The 15,670-nt window shown below is 69.8% G+C and carries 12 protein-coding genes; 3 read left to right on the top strand and 9 right to left on the bottom strand.

Features of this window, described 5'->3' with window-relative positions:
* Positions 1-33: 33 nt before the first annotated feature.
* From Pph01_RS35545 to Pph01_RS35535, 3 genes are all read right to left on the bottom strand, one after another.
* Positions 34-1,026, bottom strand: coding sequence for a phosphotransferase family protein (locus Pph01_RS35545; RefSeq protein ID WP_204077603.1), 993 nt, complete (start codon positions 1,024-1,026; stop codon positions 34-36).
* A 6-nt stretch (positions 1,027-1,032) separates the two neighbouring features.
* Positions 1,033-1,923, bottom strand: a complete 891-nt coding sequence (locus tag Pph01_RS35540; protein ID WP_239117254.1) for an aldose 1-epimerase family protein — start codon at positions 1,921-1,923, stop codon at positions 1,033-1,035.
* 122 nt (positions 1,924-2,045) lie between these two features.
* Positions 2,046-3,365, bottom strand: a complete 1,320-nt coding sequence (locus tag Pph01_RS35535; RefSeq protein ID WP_204077601.1) for a GH1 family beta-glucosidase — start codon at positions 3,363-3,365, stop codon at positions 2,046-2,048.
* Positions 3,366-3,866: 501 nt separating this feature from the next.
* Between Pph01_RS35535 and Pph01_RS35530 the strand changes: the two genes are divergently transcribed.
* The gene (locus Pph01_RS35530) at positions 3,867-5,156 is read left to right on the top strand and encodes a condensation domain-containing protein (protein WP_204077600.1); all 1,290 of its coding nucleotides are present in this window, start codon (positions 3,867-3,869) and stop codon (positions 5,154-5,156) included.
* A 13-nt stretch (positions 5,157-5,169) separates the two neighbouring features.
* On the opposite strand, the gene Pph01_RS35525 is transcribed toward Pph01_RS35530, so the two are convergent.
* From Pph01_RS35525 to Pph01_RS35500, 6 genes are all read right to left on the bottom strand, one after another.
* Positions 5,170-6,189 carry a LacI family DNA-binding transcriptional regulator gene (locus Pph01_RS35525; RefSeq protein ID WP_204077599.1) on the bottom strand — a complete coding sequence of 340 codons (1,020 nt, stop codon included), beginning with the start codon at positions 6,187-6,189 and terminating at the stop codon, positions 5,170-5,172.
* 45 nt (positions 6,190-6,234) lie between these two features.
* A complete protein-coding gene (locus Pph01_RS35520; RefSeq protein WP_204077598.1) occupies positions 6,235-7,668 on the bottom strand; it encodes a GH1 family beta-glucosidase in 1,434 nt (477 codons plus the stop codon).
* Positions 7,665-8,555: a carbohydrate ABC transporter permease gene (locus Pph01_RS35515; RefSeq protein WP_239117253.1), complete on the bottom strand. Its 891-nt coding sequence runs from the start codon at positions 8,553-8,555 to the stop codon at positions 7,665-7,667. The genes Pph01_RS35520 and Pph01_RS35515 overlap by 4 nt, the downstream gene beginning before the upstream one ends.
* Positions 8,552-9,526 (bottom strand): carbohydrate ABC transporter permease, encoded by a 975-nt coding sequence (locus Pph01_RS35510; protein WP_204077597.1) that lies wholly within the window; start codon positions 9,524-9,526, stop codon positions 8,552-8,554. Before Pph01_RS35510 ends, Pph01_RS35515 begins: the two co-directional genes overlap by 4 nt.
* An 86-nt stretch (positions 9,527-9,612) precedes the next feature.
* On the bottom strand, positions 9,613-10,953 hold the full coding sequence (locus tag Pph01_RS35505) for an ABC transporter substrate-binding protein (protein ID WP_204077596.1): 1,341 nt from the start codon (positions 10,951-10,953) through the stop codon (positions 9,613-9,615).
* Positions 10,954-11,552: 599 nt separating this feature from the next.
* A complete protein-coding gene (locus Pph01_RS35500) occupies positions 11,553-13,049 on the bottom strand; it encodes a sulfatase family protein (protein WP_239117252.1) in 1,497 nt (498 codons plus the stop codon).
* A gap of 256 nt (positions 13,050-13,305) precedes the next feature.
* Between Pph01_RS35500 and Pph01_RS35495 the strand changes: the two genes are divergently transcribed.
* Both Pph01_RS35495 and Pph01_RS35490 read left to right on the top strand, forming a co-directional pair.
* On the top strand, positions 13,306-14,448 hold the full coding sequence (locus Pph01_RS35495) for a hypothetical protein (protein WP_204077595.1): 1,143 nt from the start codon (positions 13,306-13,308) through the stop codon (positions 14,446-14,448).
* A 5-nt stretch (positions 14,449-14,453) separates the two neighbouring features.
* On the top strand, positions 14,454-15,665 hold the full coding sequence (locus Pph01_RS35490) for a DUF6716 putative glycosyltransferase (protein ID WP_239117258.1): 1,212 nt from the start codon (positions 14,454-14,456) through the stop codon (positions 15,663-15,665).
* The last annotated feature ends 5 nt before the right edge of the window (positions 15,666-15,670 follow it).

Raw genomic sequence — 15,670 nt, 5'->3', positions numbered from 1 at the left:
CAGTCGCCGGGGCTCCCGGGGGCGCCCTCGGGGCTACGCGACGCGCAGCGCGTCCAGGCTCCGCACGAGAGCCGAGGTGGCGAGGTCGCGAAGCCGCGCGTAGGCCTCCTCGGGATACTGCCGGGGGCCGTTCTCCACCAGGAGGATCAGGTACAGGTACGTCCGGTAGAGGTCGGTGCGCACCTGCGCGGCCGGGGTGAGCAGGATCGTCCCGCCCGCCTCGCGGTAACCGGCGACCAGCGGGTCGTCCTCCCGGATCTCCTCGAAGATGGTCGGCGTGATGAAGTCGGCCAGCGGGTCGCCCCAGAAGGCCCTCTCGTGGTCGATCAGCGCCTGGATCCGCCTGCCCGGGCCCTCTCCGGTCAGGAACACGTTGCCCGGCCAGATGTCGAAGTGGACGAGCGCGGGCGTGACGACCTCGTCCAGGGCGGGTGCGGCGGCGCCGACCAGCGCGTGGATCTCCGCGACGGGCGCGGGCAGCGGCGTGCCGTAATGGACCGCGTCGTCGAGCAGCGCGCCCACGATGACGAGGAACGCCTCCCGCCAGCCGGCCCCGGTGAGCCCGGCGAAGGGGTAGCCGAAGACCCCGGTGCCGGGGATCGTGTGCAGGCGGGCCAGGTGGCGGCCGAGCTCGTGCCTGAGCGAGGCGTCCTCGCCCGGGCCGAGCGCGGCCTGGTTCCAGGGAACGCCGTCGAGCGCCGACAGGACGAGGTAGTCCCCGCCCAGGGCGGGATCGTCGAAGGACGCGTGCAGCAGGGCGGGCAGCGGCAGACCCGCCGGCTCGGCCAGCCGGTAGACCATGGCCTCGGTGCGCAGCAGGTGCCGTTCGTAGGTCAGCAGCCGCAGGTCGGGAGGAGGACCGACCTTGAGCACGACCTGGCGGCCGTCCTCGAGGCCGAGCCGGTACACGGCGTTGGCGAAGCCGTCCTCGAGTTCCTCCGAAGAGAGCACGCCCGTGCCCAGCGCGCCCCGGAGGGTCGCGTCGAGCTGGGCGGCCGACAACCGCCGCTTGGTCCGGCTGTCCACCGGGCCCTACCCCTGCGGGCCCGAGGCGGCGATGGTCCAGCTCGCCTCGTGGGTGTCTCCCGGCTTCAGCGCGATCAGATCGGTGCCCGAGTTGAAGGCGTCGGGCGGGCACGTCATCGGCTCGATGGCCAGCCCGTGATGGTCGAGCGCCGAGCCGGTGCAGATCTGGACCCAGGGCATCTCGGCGGGGTTCCAGGAGACCTCCACCCCGCCGTCCGGCCCGCGCAGCCGCACCCGCCCGTCGGTGAGGCCCGTGAAGGCGTGGTCGATCGCGGTGTCGCCCACCACGCGGGGCGTCCGGAAGTCGTACGGCGTCGCGGCCACGTCCTCCAGGGCGCGCGGGGCGAGCACCTCGTCGGTGAGCAGGACCTGCCCGGCGGGGAGGTCCAGCTCGTACTCCTGCACCCGGGGCCCGGCGAGCAGCCACGGATGCGGGCCGCAGCCGTAGGGGGCGGCGTCCTCGCCCGTGTTGCGGGCGGTCAGCGTCGTCGTGAGGCCGCGTCCGGACACGGCGTGGCGGACCTCGAGCGCGATCCGGAACGGGTAGCCGTCGGTCGGCTCGATCGTGTGGGTGAGCCGGACGAAGCCGTGGTCGTCCTCGACGTCGAGGACCTCGGCGCAGGTCCAGAGCAGGTTGCTGACCAGGCCGTGCAGGGCGTGTCCCCGGGCGGGTTCGGTGATGGGCAGATCGTGGCGGACGCCCTCGAACGTGTACGTGCCCCCGACGACCCGGTTCGGCCAGGGAGCCAGGACGGTGCCGCTGAAGTAGGGGATCGGCCCGTCCTCGGGCCAGCTCGTCACGAGGTCGCGACCCTGGTGGCGCAGGACGCGGACCGCCCCGCCCCTTTCGCTGATCACCGCTTCGTAGCCGCCGCCGATGATGGTGTACTCGGGCACGGGGAGTCCTCTCGCTGACGCCACGTCAACATCAACCTGGTCACGTAATCGTATGCTGGCAATCATCCCAGTTCGGAGGGCTTGATCCCGAATCGGGGGGACGAGAGAGCGTCGTGCCCGGGTCAGCGCACCTCGCCGTTCTTGATGACGTCGCGGTACCAGAGCGCGCTGTCCTTGGGGTGCCTGCTCAGGGTGGCGTAGTCGACGTACACGATGCCGAAACGCTGGCCGTATCCCTCCGCCCACTCGAAGTTGTCGAGCAGCGACCAGACGTGGTAGCCCTCGACGCGGGCACCCTCCTCGATCGCCCGGTGCATGGCGACGAGATGGTCACGCAGGTAGGCGATGCGGTCGTCGTCGCGGACCCGTCCGTCGTCGCCGAGACGGTCGAGGGCCGGCATGCCGTTCTCGGTGACGACCAGGGGCACGCCGGGGAGGTCGTCCCTGAGCCGCACGAGGATGTCGTGGAAGCCGTCCGGGTAGATCTCCAGCCACTCGGCCTGCGCCCTGGGGTGCAGGAACACCCGCTCTCCCGCGCCGTTCACGAAGACGGGCGTGTAGTACTGCACGCCGAGCAGATCGACGGGCTCGCTGATGATCGCGAGGTCGCCGTCGAGGATGTGGTCCCTGATCGGCCCGCGCTCGGCCAGCCAGTTCAGGGTGTCCTCCGGATAGCGGCCCTTGAAGATCGGGTCGAGGTAGACGCGGTTCTCCAGGCCGTCACGGTGCCAGGCGGCCTCCCGGGCCTCGGGGGTGTCGTCCGCCGGATAGGTGGGGTGCAGGTTCAGAGCGGGACCGATCCGCGCGTCCGGGCGCACGGTACGCAGGGCCTGGGTGGCCAGGCCGTGCGCGAGCAGCAGGTGGTGGCAGGCGACGTAGGCGCGCGCGTCGTCCTTGATGCCCGGCGCGTGGACCCCGTATCGGTAGCCGCTCTCGACGACCGTCTTCGGTTCGTTGATCGTCAGCCAGTCGCCGATCTCCAGGGCCTCGAAGACGATCGAGGCGTAGTCGGCGAACCTCGCCGCGGTGTCCCTGTTCTCCCACCCGCCCCGGTCCTGGAGGTCCTGGGGCAGGTCCCAGTGGAAGAGCGTGGCCATCGGGCGGATGCCGCGCTCGGCCAGGCCCTCGGTCAGACGGCGGTAGAAGTCGAGGCCTCTCTGGTCGGGTGCGCCCGATCCGGACGGCTGGATCCGCGGCCAGGCGATCGAGAAGCGGTAGCTGTGCAGCCCGAGGTCGGCCATCAGGTCGAGATCCTCGAGGTAGCGGTGATAATGGTCGGCGCCCGGCTCGCCGGTCTCGCCGAACGCGACGTTGCCGGGGACGGCGGCGAAGGTGTCCCAGACGGACCTGCCTCGCCCGTCCTCCGTGGTCGCCCCCTCCACCTGATAGGCCGAGGTGGCCGCCCCCCACACGAAACCGTCAGGGAACCGCAGGCCGTCCATGTCTCTCCTTGTCGAAGCCGCCCCCTGGCCTCGGGAACATCGGATGGGAGCGCTCCCAGGAGCGTACAGAATTCAACCGCAATCGTCAATGGCTCGACCGGCCGCGGAGTATTCGGCGCATTTTCGAGAAATGACGATTCGTGAAATCGCATATGTCAGGAAAATTATGCGGATATCTTGACGTGAACCAGTCATAATCCATAGCCTGATCGCAAATGAAGCGCTCATCTGGTAGGCGCTCACCGGCTCACCCGCCGTACCACCTCGGGGTTTCCCCATCGGCCATGGGATGTCTCGCGACATGAGACGTGGCACGACCCGCCGGTGAGATACGCGCGAGATACGCGACGGATGGACGACGGTGACGACTCATCGCCTGACGGGGGTTACCGGACGAATGGCTCAGGACTATGCGGCATCCGTACGACCCGCTCTCATCCCCTGGCAACGAGAGCGCTTTCGCGCACTGGACGCGGGCCGGCCGGCGTGATGCTCCAGGCGGTGTTCCGGGCGGCGGATCTCGAGTGGACGGGTCCCCTCGCCTGGGGCCAGCGGTCCATCTGGGAGGCGATGCGGCTCGTCGGCGTTCCCGGCGACCGCTACTTCAACTTCACGCGGACGGTGACCGTGCCGCGCGCCGCCGGGTCGCCCGGTCCGGACACGGTCGCCCGCGCGCTCGCCATGGTCGTGGAACGCCACGACTCGCTGCGGACCAGGGTCAGGATCGGCTCGGACGGCGAGCCGTACCAGGTCGTGGGGGTCAGCGGCGGCATCGAGGCCCGGGTGGGCGCGGACCTCGACGCGGAGGCCGTGGCGGAGGAGAGGTTCGACCCGGCGGGGGACTGGCCGGTCCGCGCGGGGCTGGTCACCCGTGACGGAGTCGTGGAGCAGGTGATCCTCGCGTTCTGCCACACGGCCGCGGACGGCTACGCGGGCGACATCGTCGCGCGCGACCTGCGCGTGGCCCTGCTCAGAGGGGCGCCGCCCGGCGGGCCGGAGCAACTGCGGGATCTCGTCGGCAGGCAGGAGGGCCACGACGCCGCCCGCGGCGAGCGCTCGGTCGCGTTCTGGGAACGCGGCATGGCCGAGCTCGGCGGGCCGGTGTTCGAGCAGCCGAGGCGGGAGCCCTCCGCCGAGCCCCGCTACCAACGGCTCACGATGGTCTCGCCGGCTCTCGACCGCGCCAGCCAGACGCTCTCCGCGCGGTACGGCGTGAGCACCTCGACCGTCCTGCTCGCCGCCGCCTGTGTGGAGGCCGCGCGCGTCGCCGGGCGGCCGGTCGCCGCCATGACCCCGCTGGTCAACAACCGGTTCCGCCGCCAGGACCGGGACCTGGTGACCTCGCTCGCGCAGCTGGGCCTGTTCGTCCTCCCGTCCCGGAACGGCGGAGGGCGGGACGCGGGCGGGCGAGCGGGCTTCCACGAGCTCATGGTGTCGGCGCGGGCGGCGGCGCTGCGCGCGTACCGGCACGCCTACTACGACCAGGCGGAGCTGAACCGGCGGCTGGACGGGGCCGATCCGCTCTGCTGCTTCAACGACCAGCGGCCCGTCGAGGCCGTCACCCCGGTGGGGGAGGTGCCTGGCGACGCTGAGATCGGCGCGGCCCTCCCGCTCACGGAGATCGTCCCCGAGAGCGGGCTCGACGAGCTCAACTGCAGGTTCTGCGTCCACGTGACGGGGGTGCCCGACCGGCTCAGCGTCCTGGTCACGGCCGACTCCCGGCATGTCGCCCCCCGCGACCTGGAGAGCTTCCTCCGGGGGATGGAGGCACTGGTCGTCGGGGGAGTGTGAGCGCCGGGCCGGCTCAGGCGGAGGCGCGGATCACCAGGTGCGTGTCGAGGATGACGACGGGCTGCTCCAGAGCCTCTTCGTTGATGCGGGCGATCAGCAGCTTCACCATCTGCCTGCCCATCGCCTCCGTCGGCTGGTGCACGCTCGTGAGCGGCGGGTCGGTGTGCAGGGCGACCTTCGAGTCCTCGAAACCGATGACCGCCACGTCGCCGGGGACGGACCTGCCCCGCTCACGCAACACGCGCAACGCCCCGGCGGCCATCGGATCCGAGGCGGTGAAGACGGCGTCGAGACCGGGATGCCGCTCCAGCAGCTCCCGCATCGCCGCCTCGCCGCTCTCCTCGGAGAAGTCGCCGTAGGAGACCAGTTCGGGCATGCCGGTGGCGAGCAGCGCGTCACGGTATCCGGCCAGCCTGTCGACGCCCACGCCCATGTCCTGGGGGCCGGCGATGGTGGCGATGTCGGTCCTGCCCTTGGAGACCAGGTACTTCACCGCCTGCCGGGCGCCGGCCCGGTTGTCCATGTCGACGTAGCTGTAGGGGTTCAGCCCCACCGGCCGGCCGCCGAGGACGGTGGGCACGCCCAGCTCCTCCAGCCGGCCCGGTAACGGATCGGCCCCGTGAACCGACGTGAGCAGGACGCCGTCGACGTGCTGCCCGGTCAGGTAGCCCTCCAGGCGGTCGTGCTCCTGCCGGTTCTGCGCCATCGTGAGGATCAGCTGCAGCCCGGTCTCCGACAGGGCCGAGCCGATCCCGCGGATCAGCCCCGCGAAGTAGGGCTCGTCGAAGACGCGCTGCTCCGACTCCGACACCACGAGGGCGATGGTGTCGGTCCGGTTGGTGACGAGGGTGCGGGCCGCGCGGTTGGGCACGTATCCCAGTTCCTCGATCGCGAGCAGGACGGCGTCCCTGGCCTTGTCGCTCACCTTCGACGAGCCGTTGATGACCCGCGAGACGGTGCCGCGGCCCACGCCGGCACGAGCGGCGACCGCCTCAAGGGTCGGTCGCGCTCCCACGCGACGATCCCCGTTCATCTCCGGCGCCCCCTCATCTGCACGTACCGCTGATCGCGAACGCGTTTATTCTGCCGGACTCGGCAGACCACCGCGCCTGATGGTGTCGGCATACCACAACGCGCTGGACTTGGCCGTCCTGACCTGGGTCTCGTAGTCCACGTAGACGAGCCCGAATCGCTTGCCGTACCCCCACGCCCACTCGAAGTTGTCCATCAGCGACCACGCGAAGTACCCCTGGAGGGGCAGCCCCGCCTCGATCGCGGCGTGGCAGACCCGCAGGTGCGCCTCGATGTAGGCCGTCCGCTCGGGATCGTGCACCGAGCCGCCGACGAGGACGTCGTCGAAGGCGGCGCCGTTCTCCGAGATCACCATCGGGATCGACGGGTACTCCTCGTGCACCCGCGTGAGGATCTCGTACAGCCCGGCGTCGTCGATCTCCCAGCCCATGCCGGTCACGGGGCGGCCCCCGTTCACGAACCCCACGTGCTCGCTGCCCACCCACGGGGAGCCCGAGTCGGTCGGAGCCGCGGCGGCCGACGCCGCGCCTCCAGGCGCTCCGGACACGGTGAACCGGCTGTAGTAGTTGATCAGCAGCATGTCCAGCGGCGCGGAGATCGTGGCCATGTCGCCGTCCTCGACGAACCCGCCATCGGTCAGGCGGGCGACGTCGGCCAGCACGTCCTCCGGGTAGGCGCCCTTCAGCAGCGCGTCGAGGAAGAACCGGTTCTGCAGGCCGTCGATGCGGCGGGCCGCGTCCAGGTCGGCGTCGCTCCCGGTGGCCGGGGAGATCGCGTAGAGGTTCACGCATCCGCCGATCCGCGAGGCCGGGTCCTGCGTGCGCATCGCCTGAGTGGCCAGGCCGTGCGCGAGGTTCAGGTGGTGGGCGGCCCGGATGGCCGCCTCCGGCTCCCGGCGCCCCGGGGCGTGCTCGCCCGAGGCGTACCCGAGGAACGCCGCGCACCAGGGCTCGTTGACCGTGCTCCAGTTCCGCACCCGGTCGCTCAACGCGGCGTGCACGGCGGCCGCGTAGTCGGCGAAGCGCTTCGACGTGTCACGCGCGGGCCAGCCCCCCGCGTCCTCGAGGGCCTGGGGGAGGTCCCAGTGGTACAGCGTCACCCAGGGGTCGATGCCGTGGCCGAGCAGCTCGTCGACCAGCCGCTTGTAGAAGTCGAGGCCCCGGGCGTTGATCGCGCCCGCGCCGTCCGGCTGGACGCGCGGCCACGAGACGGAGAAGCGGTACGCCGTGAGGCCGAGGTCGGCCATGAGCGCGACGTCTTCCCGGTGGCGGTTGTAGTGGTCGATCGCGATGTCGGCGTTGTGGCCTCCCACGATGCTGCCCGGCCGACGGCAGAAGGTGTCCCAGACGGAGGGCCCGCGCCCGTCGGCGGTGACCGAGCCCTCGATCTGGTAAGCCGAGGTCGCGGCGCCCCAGACGAACCCGGTGGGGAACGTCAGCCCTGCTGCCTCGGTTTCTGGTCGTGTGCCTTGCGTGGTCACGCTTTGACTGCACCTTCCATGAGTCCGCCGATGATCTGGCGGCCGAACACGACGAAAACGACGATGAGTGGGAGGACGGACAGGGCGGTCCCACTGAAGATGAGGACGTAGTCCGTGCCGTACTTCGCGTTGAGGGAGTTGATGGCGACCTGGACCGTCGGGTTGTCCGGAGTCAGCACGATCAGCGGCCACAGGAAGTCGTTCCAGGTCAGCATGAACGTGTTGATCCCCAGCACCGCCATGCCCGGCCGTACGGCGGGCAGGATGACGTTCCACCAGATCCGCAGGGTCGACGCGCCGTCGACGCGCGCGGCCTCGACCAGCTCGTTGGGCACGGCCTGCTCGGTGTACTGCGTCATGAGGAAGACGCCGAAGCCGTTCAGCAGGTACGGCAGGATCACGGCCTTGAGCGTGCCGATCCACTCGAGGCTGACCATCATCCGGTAGAGGGGCACCATGCCCATCTGCTGCAGCGGGACCATCATCGTCACCAGCACGAGCAGCAGGAGGATCCGGCCGCCCTTGAAGCGCAGCCGGGCGAAGGCGAAGCCCGCGAACGTGGAGATCAGCACCACGGAGATCGTCACGGTGGACGCGATGATCACCGAGTTGGTCAGGCCGGCCAGGTAGTGGGCGTCCTCGTTGGCCAGCACCCGCTGGATGTTCTGGCCGAGGTTGCCACCGGGCAGGAAGGGCGGCGGGATGTCGGTGGCCTCATGGTTGGACCGGGAGGCGATGACGACCATCCAGTACAGCGGGAAGGCCGAGACGACGATCGTGACGATCAGCACGATCCTCGTGAGCGGCGTGGCCTTCCAGAGGTCGGAGCCGCCGGCCCGCTTCGCCCGGGGCTTGCGGGTCTCGGCCGGCGCGGAGAGCGTGGTCACTTTCTACCCCCGATCCGGCGGATGAGCAGGAAGTTGATGAGCGATCCGATGAGGATCATGAGGAAGAGCAGCCACGCCGCGCCCGCCGCGTAGCCGTAGTCGAACTCGCGGAAACCCTGTTCGACGATGAACATCGACACGGTCTGGAACTGGCTGTTGCTGCCGCCGTGCACGTTGCCGCCGTAGAAGGTGGTGGGCTCCGCGAACAGCGTCAGACCGCCGATCGTGGAGTTCAGCACCACGAAGATCATGGTCGGCCGGAGCATCGGGATGGTGATCTGCCAGAACTGCCGGCGGCGCGAGGCGCCGTCGATGGCCGCGGCCTCGTAGAGGTCCTTCGGGATCGTCTGCATCGCGGCCAGGAAGATGATCGCGTTGTAGCCGGTCCACCGCCAGTCGATCATGGTGGAGATCGCCAGCCAGGACGGCAGTCGCTCGGCCTTCCAGTCGACCGGATCGACGCCCACCGATCCCAGGATCCAGTTGAAAAGTCCCCAGTCGCGTCCGTACAGCTGGGTGAACACCACGGCCACGGCGACGACCGAGGTGACCAGGGGGAGCAGGACGCCGAGCCGGACGAACAACCGGCCCCTGATCCGCTTGTTCAGCGCGTTGGCGAGGAGCAGTGCCAGGAGTATCTGCGGGACGGTCGCGATGACGAACATCCCGAGCGTGTTGACGACCGCGTTCCAGAACGCCGAGTCGGCCAGGAGCGCGGTGTAGTTGCCCAGCCCGGTCCACTCCACCGTTCCCGCGAGGTCGTAGTCGTAGAGCGAGTACCACAGGGTGAAGCCGAGCGGGAAGATCCCGAACAGGAGGAACAGCAGGTAGTAGGGCGAGATCAGGAGGTACGGCGCGGCCTTGAGGTCCAGCCAGGACAGGAAGACCCGCCCTGGCCCCGGCCGTCCGTGCCTCCTCGAAGGCGGGACCGGCGCCCGAGTGGACGGTCCCGATTCGACGTGCAGGCTCATGGGTCACCTTTCAGCGGAAGCAGGAGACCGGCCCGCCACGGGGTTCCGCCCGCGGCGGGCCGGTGCTCACAGGACGGGCAGGGGGATCAGCCCGCCGCCTTCACCGCGTCGTCCTGCAGCTTCTGCCACGCCTGGTCGTAGGGCACCGAGCCGTCGTCCAGCGCCGAGACGACCGACTCCACCGCGTTCTTCACCTGGGCGTGCTTGACGCCGAGGTAGACGGGCTGGAGCGTGGACGCCGACTTGGCGAAGATCTCGCCGACCGGGGCGTCGTTGAAGTACTCGTTCTTGGCGCCCTGAACGGCCGGGTCCTGCTGGGCCTGCGTGTTGCTCGGCATGTTCCCGCTGTAGGTGAACACGCTGATCTCGCCTTCCTTGCCCGTCAGGTAGTCGGCGACCGCGGCCGCCTCCTTCGGGTGCTTCGACTGCTTGGGCACCGCGAGCCAGGAGCCGCCCCAGTTGCCGCCGCCGCCCGGCACCGCCGCGACGTCCCACTTGCCGGAGAACTCCGGTCCCGCGCCGTCGTCACCGCTGACCGCGCCGAGCATCCACGAGGGACAGCCGAGCGTCGCGAACTGCGACTTCTTCATGCCGGTGTTCCACTCGGGGGTGAAGTTGCGGAGCTTGGCCGTCAGGCCGTCCTGGCTGATCTTCACTGCGAAGTCGTAGGCGGTCTTGATCGCGGGGTTCTTGTCGACGATGAGGTTGTTGCTCTTGTCGAAGTAGGACACGCCCCCGTTCTTGGCGGCCTCCTGCACCAGGACCACGTTGTAGAGCGTGTTGGTGCCGTCGACGAACTTGGTGTCCTTCACCTTCGACTGGAACTCCTGGCCGACCTTGATGAAGTCGTCCCAGGTGGGCCAGAGCTTGCCGACCTCGTCGCGGTCGGCGGGCAGGCCCGCCTTCTCGAACAGGTCGCGCCGGTAACACAGGCTCATGCCGCCGAGGTCGGTGCCCAGGCCGAAGAGCTTGCCGTCCGCCGTGAGCCCGCCGTCCCACTTCCACGGGGCGAAGTCGCCCTGGCGGCTCGACAGGCCGTACTCGCCGAGGTCGGCCCACCACTCGGGGTGCGCCTTGGCCAGGCCCATGCCGCCCTCGTCGATGCCGACGACGTCACCGGCTCCCGAGCCGGACTGCAGCCACTGGATCATCTGCGGCCAGTAGACCTGCTCGAACTGGTCGGTGAGGTGCTCTTCCTGGATCTTGATGTCGGTGTGGGAGGCGTTCCACTTGTCGATCGCCTCCTTGTACCCGAAGTTCTTGCCGCCGCCGAACGTCTGGACCTTGATGGTGACCGGCGCCGCAGCCGAGGAACCGCCCGACGGTGCCTCGTCGCCGTCACCGCCACACGCCGCCGTGACGCTGAGGGCGAGGGCCGTGGCCGCTGCGACCGCGAGCATCCTGCCGCGGCGCGATCTGTCAATCATTCCGGACCCCTCTCAGGTGGTATCCCGAATCTCGTGGGAGGTGGCATCCCATGGCCGATCCCCGACCACAGCAATATGGGAGCGCTCCCACGAAGAGTCCTCCATTGGCGACGTCAGCGTCAATATGCCGAAACCCAACTGTTACGCCGGGCGCGATTTGATGACCTCAAATGCGTATATCCAGGCATAATGGGGAGTGGGAGCGCTCCCAGCCTCATACGGGCGGAAACCGTGAGACAGGGCGTACGGTGTCCCTCTGAGCACGCGTTGTCACCCCTGAGCCGGTGCCGGGGCGTGCGCGGGTGGGGTGCGGGCGGCGGTCGCGGTCGTTGTGTGGCGATCGGACGCCGGTCCGGTGGCGGTGCGGTGGCGGTGCGGTGGCGGTGCGGTGGCGGTGCGGTGGCGGTGCGGTGGCGGTGCGGTGGCGGGAGTGTTCCGGTGCTCGGCGGCCGTGACGCCGCGATGGTTCGCGCCGGGCTGCTGGAGTGGTGCGGTCGCGGAGACGGTGAGCGGCCACCGCCCGGATGGGCGATGGCCGCTCGTGTCGTGTTCAGGCGGACAGGTCGCGCGGATGGTCGCGCGGATGGTCACGCGGCCGGTCAGGTGAAGGGCGGGGCGCCCCCGCCCCTCGCGGGGGGCGCCCTCGCCAGGCGTGCCGAGTCCGGAAGAGTCGAGTCCGCGATGCGGCAGGTCTCCCCGCTGCACGCGTGCAGCGCGGCCAGCCGTGCCGACAGGGCGGCGATCAACTGTGGGTCGGCGGTCGCCGCGATGTTGTGCATCTCGTTCGGGTCGGCGTACAGGTCGTAGAGCTGTCGCTCGCCCGTCTCGTACTCCACGTAGGCGTACTGCGCGGTGCGCAGCGCGTTGTAGGTGGGCGGGCAGAGCGGCGAGTAGGCCGCGTGCACGAACTCCACCAGCGCGGCGTCACGCCACGGGACCTTGCGGCCCTGCAGCAGCGGGACGAGCGAACGACCCTCGGCGAACGCCGGGGTGGAGGCGCGCCCCAGATCGGCGAACGTGGGGGAGAGGTCGACGGTCGACGAGATCTGGTCGATCGTGCTGCCGGGAGCGATTCCGGGACCCCTGACGATCATGGGGATCCGGATGTCCTCCTCGAACGGCGTCGTCTTGCCGGGCTCGAGCCGGTGCTGGCCGAGATGGAAGCCGTTGTCGGAGGCGAAGAAGATGTAGGTGTTGTCGAGCTGTCCCGACTGCTGGAGCGACGTGACGAGCTTGCCGACCATGTCGTCCACGCCGAGCATCGCCCGTGCGCGGTTCTGATAGATCGTGTCGATCCGGCGCACGTCCCTGACGGAGAGCGGCGGCCGCTGTTGCAGCCAGAGCGGCTCGGCCGACAGGTCCTGCTGGTCGAACGAGAGCGTCCGGGGCGCGGGTTCGCCGGCGAACGCCCACTCGTGCCGGGGAGCGTGGTTGGCCGGCAGGTGGGGAGCGACCGGTGCGAGATAGAGGAAGAAGGGGTCCGTGCCGCGTTGTGAGACGAACCTGTCCGCCTTCGCACTGATCACGTCTTCCAGGTAGTCCTCAGAGGTGTTGCCGTACTGGAAGACCGTTCCGTTCTCGTTGAGCGCGTAGCCGTACTCCTGGTAGAGACGGGTGACCGGCACCGCCCACTGGTCCCAGCCGGGCGGGACGTGCGACCAGGGGGCGCCCATGGGGTACTGGTTGAGGTACTTGCCCATCAGGCCGGTGCGATAGCCCGCATCGTTCATCCAGGTCCCGATGGTGGATTCCTCCATCGGCCGGAACTTGGGAAAGCCGCCCGTCGGCAGGCGATTGCTCACCACTCCGTGGCTGTGGACGTATTGCGAGCGGAGAATCGATGACCGCGACGGGCAGCACCACGGGTTGGTGACGAAGAAGTGCGAGAACGACGCCCCCTGCCGGACGAGCAGATTCCAGATGTTGGGAAATCTCTGCAGATCGGTGGTGTTCAGGTCGTCGGTCAGGATGAAGACGATGTTCGGCCGCTGGGTCGGTGCTGGTTCGCCGTGCGCCGCGCTGGAGAACGCCGTGCACAAGACGAGTGCACCGGCGAGCCAGGGCCACCATCCTCTGGATCTCTTCGTTAGGGGCACGGCGTAGAACATTGCCAACGACCCACCAGGAAAAACGCACGCCCTGTAATCGAATGAGTACACAAGGTTCGCATATACGGACAAACCGTATTATTCGGATGACGGTGTGAGATGCGAGGCGACGGCGGCGGGCCATGCCCACCCGGTATGGCCTGCGAGGAATGAAGATCCTTTCAACCTGTGTTCACCGCATGTTCCTGCCGCTGTAGCCTTCGCTGGCTATTCTGGACAGGTCGTGAATGGGTCATTACGGGGCGTGGATATCGAGGGTCGCAACCACGTCGATGAGCAAGGGTCGGCCGTCGCGTGGGTGGAGTCCCCGCTGCAGCTCCTATGCGTGGTGGAAGCACACCACGCGGGGCTCCTCGGGTCTGAGACCCGTGTCGTGCCTCGTGCGGGTCTGCCCGCGCTGAGGCTCACCCGCAAAGCGCTCAACAGCCTCCGCCTACCCGAAGGACTCGCCTTCGAGGAGCCCTCCGGGCGCATGCCGCGTCCCGGCCGCACCTGGGCGGTGGGCGACGCCTTCTCCGGGCGGGTCCAGTTCGCGCTCGTCACCTCGATCCCCGGCCGCACGATTCTGGTCGACGACGGTCTCGCCACCATTCATCTGCTGGAGCTGCTCAGCTCCCGCCGGCCGCTCCTGCGGGCCAGAGGCAAGCCGAGTTTCGGCCGGTCGGTGCTCGGCGCGACCGCCGGCTTCCGCCTCCGCGGCCGCAAGCTCACCGTCTTCACCGCGTTACCCGTGCCCGACGACCTCGCCTCGGCCGTGCGGAAGACCGGCACCCGGCTCGTCACGCACGACTTCGCCTGGTTGCGGTCCCAGCCCAGCGAGCGTCCGCCGCAGGAGCGCACGATCGTGCTCGGCACCTCCCTCGTCAGGAACGGCCTGATCCACCGGGACCGCTACCTGGGCTGGCTGGAGGGCATCGGCGAGCCGGTGGCGTACTACCCGCACCGGCGTGAGGATCCCCGCGACCTCGAGCGGGTGAGCAGGATCCCCGGCCTCACCATCAACGACGTCGGCATCCCCGTGGAGATGACCCTGCGGGACCTCGGCCCCGACCAGCGGGTGCTGAGCATGCCCTCCACTGCGGTGACCTCGTTGCGCGTGCTGCTCGCGGCCCGCGGCGTCCCCGTCGAGACCGTGGAGGTCCCCGACGAGTGGTGGACCGCCTCGGCCGGACCGTCGTTGCGCACCCACCTGCAGCAGTTCGCCCACCACGCCTCGCCGGGAGCCGAGCCGGGCTCCGGCGGAGGCCGGCCTGGGACGAGCCCCGGCTCCGGCAGTGATCTTCCGGGGGCGACCCCCGGCTCCGGCAGTGTTCATCCGGGGACGACCCCGGCCCCCGGCAGTGTTCATCCGGGGGCTACCCCGGACCCCGGAAAGGTTGCTTCTTGACCCGCGTGCTCGCCGTCGCCGACGCTGATTCCTATCTGAAGTGGGCCGCGGGCCTGCTCGACACGCTCCCGGCGTCGTGGCCGACCGAAATGGCGGTCGTACGGACGCCCATCGCCCCCTCGGAGAGCCAGATCGCCGCCGCCGTGAGCGGCACCAGAGTCGCCGGCGCCGGACCGGACGCGCTCCCCGCGGTCGTGTCGTCCAGGCAGTTGCGCAAGGCCGCCGAGCGGTTCCGCCCCGACGTCGTCCTGCTCGCCTGCACCGGCCCCGTCGTCGACGTGCTCGCCGCGGAGATCCTCGCCGACCTGCGGCCCCGGCCGGTGTTCGTGTCCGGGCTGCCCGGCATCTCGGTCCCCGCCACGGAGAAGGCCTGGCTGTTCCGCAGCGGCTGCGACCTGTTCGTCGTCCACAGCGGCCGCGAGGTCGCCGAGTTCTCCGCGATCGGCCGTGAGCTCGGCGGAGGCGGCGGAGTCGCGCTGGCCCGCCTGCCGTACCTCGACCTCGGCGCCCCCGCACCGCAGGGCGCCCGCGACCGCGTGATCTTCGCGACCCAGGCCAAGGTGCCGCGGCGCCGCGAGGAGCGCGAGCAGATCCTGCTCGCCCTCGCCGACCTCGCCGCGAACCGGCCCGATCTCGACGTCGTGGTCAAGCTGCGGGCCCGCGACTCGGAACGTCAGACGCACAACGAGCGCCACCACTACGAGCGGCTCTGGATGTCGATGGCGGCGGAGGGCCGGGTCCGCGAGGACGCCGTCCGTTTCGCCGCGGGTCCCATGCACGAGCACCTGACCCACGCCGCGGGCTTCGTCACCGTCAGCTCGACCGCCGCGCTCGAGGCGATCGCCCAGCGGGTGCCGCTGCTCGTGTTGTCCGACTTCGGGGTCAGCGCGGAGATGATCAACCTCGTCTTCGAGGGCAGCGGTTGCCTCGGCACGATGGAGGACCTGGCCAAGGCCGACTTCCGCATGCCGACGGAGGCGTGGTGCCAGGCCAACTACTTCCACGACGCCTCGGCCAGCGACTGGGTCGACCGGGTCTCTGGGCTGGTGGCGGCCGCCCAGGCCGGCACTCTCGTCCCGGCCCGCTCCGTCCTCGACTCACCCGAACACGCCACGGCCCGCCGCCGGGCCCGGCTCCGTCTCGAGGTCCCGCCCAAGGTTCTCAAGTACGGCTACCGCGCCAAGCGGCGGATGCGGCGTTACCTCAAGGCGTTCTGACAGCG

It is taken from the genome of Planotetraspora phitsanulokensis (genome assembly GCF_016863295.1).
GTDB lineage: Bacteria > Actinomycetota > Actinomycetes > Streptosporangiales > Streptosporangiaceae > Planotetraspora > Planotetraspora phitsanulokensis.
Note: the sequence above shows the minus strand (reverse complement) of the source record. Positions and strands in the feature narration are given on the sequence as shown.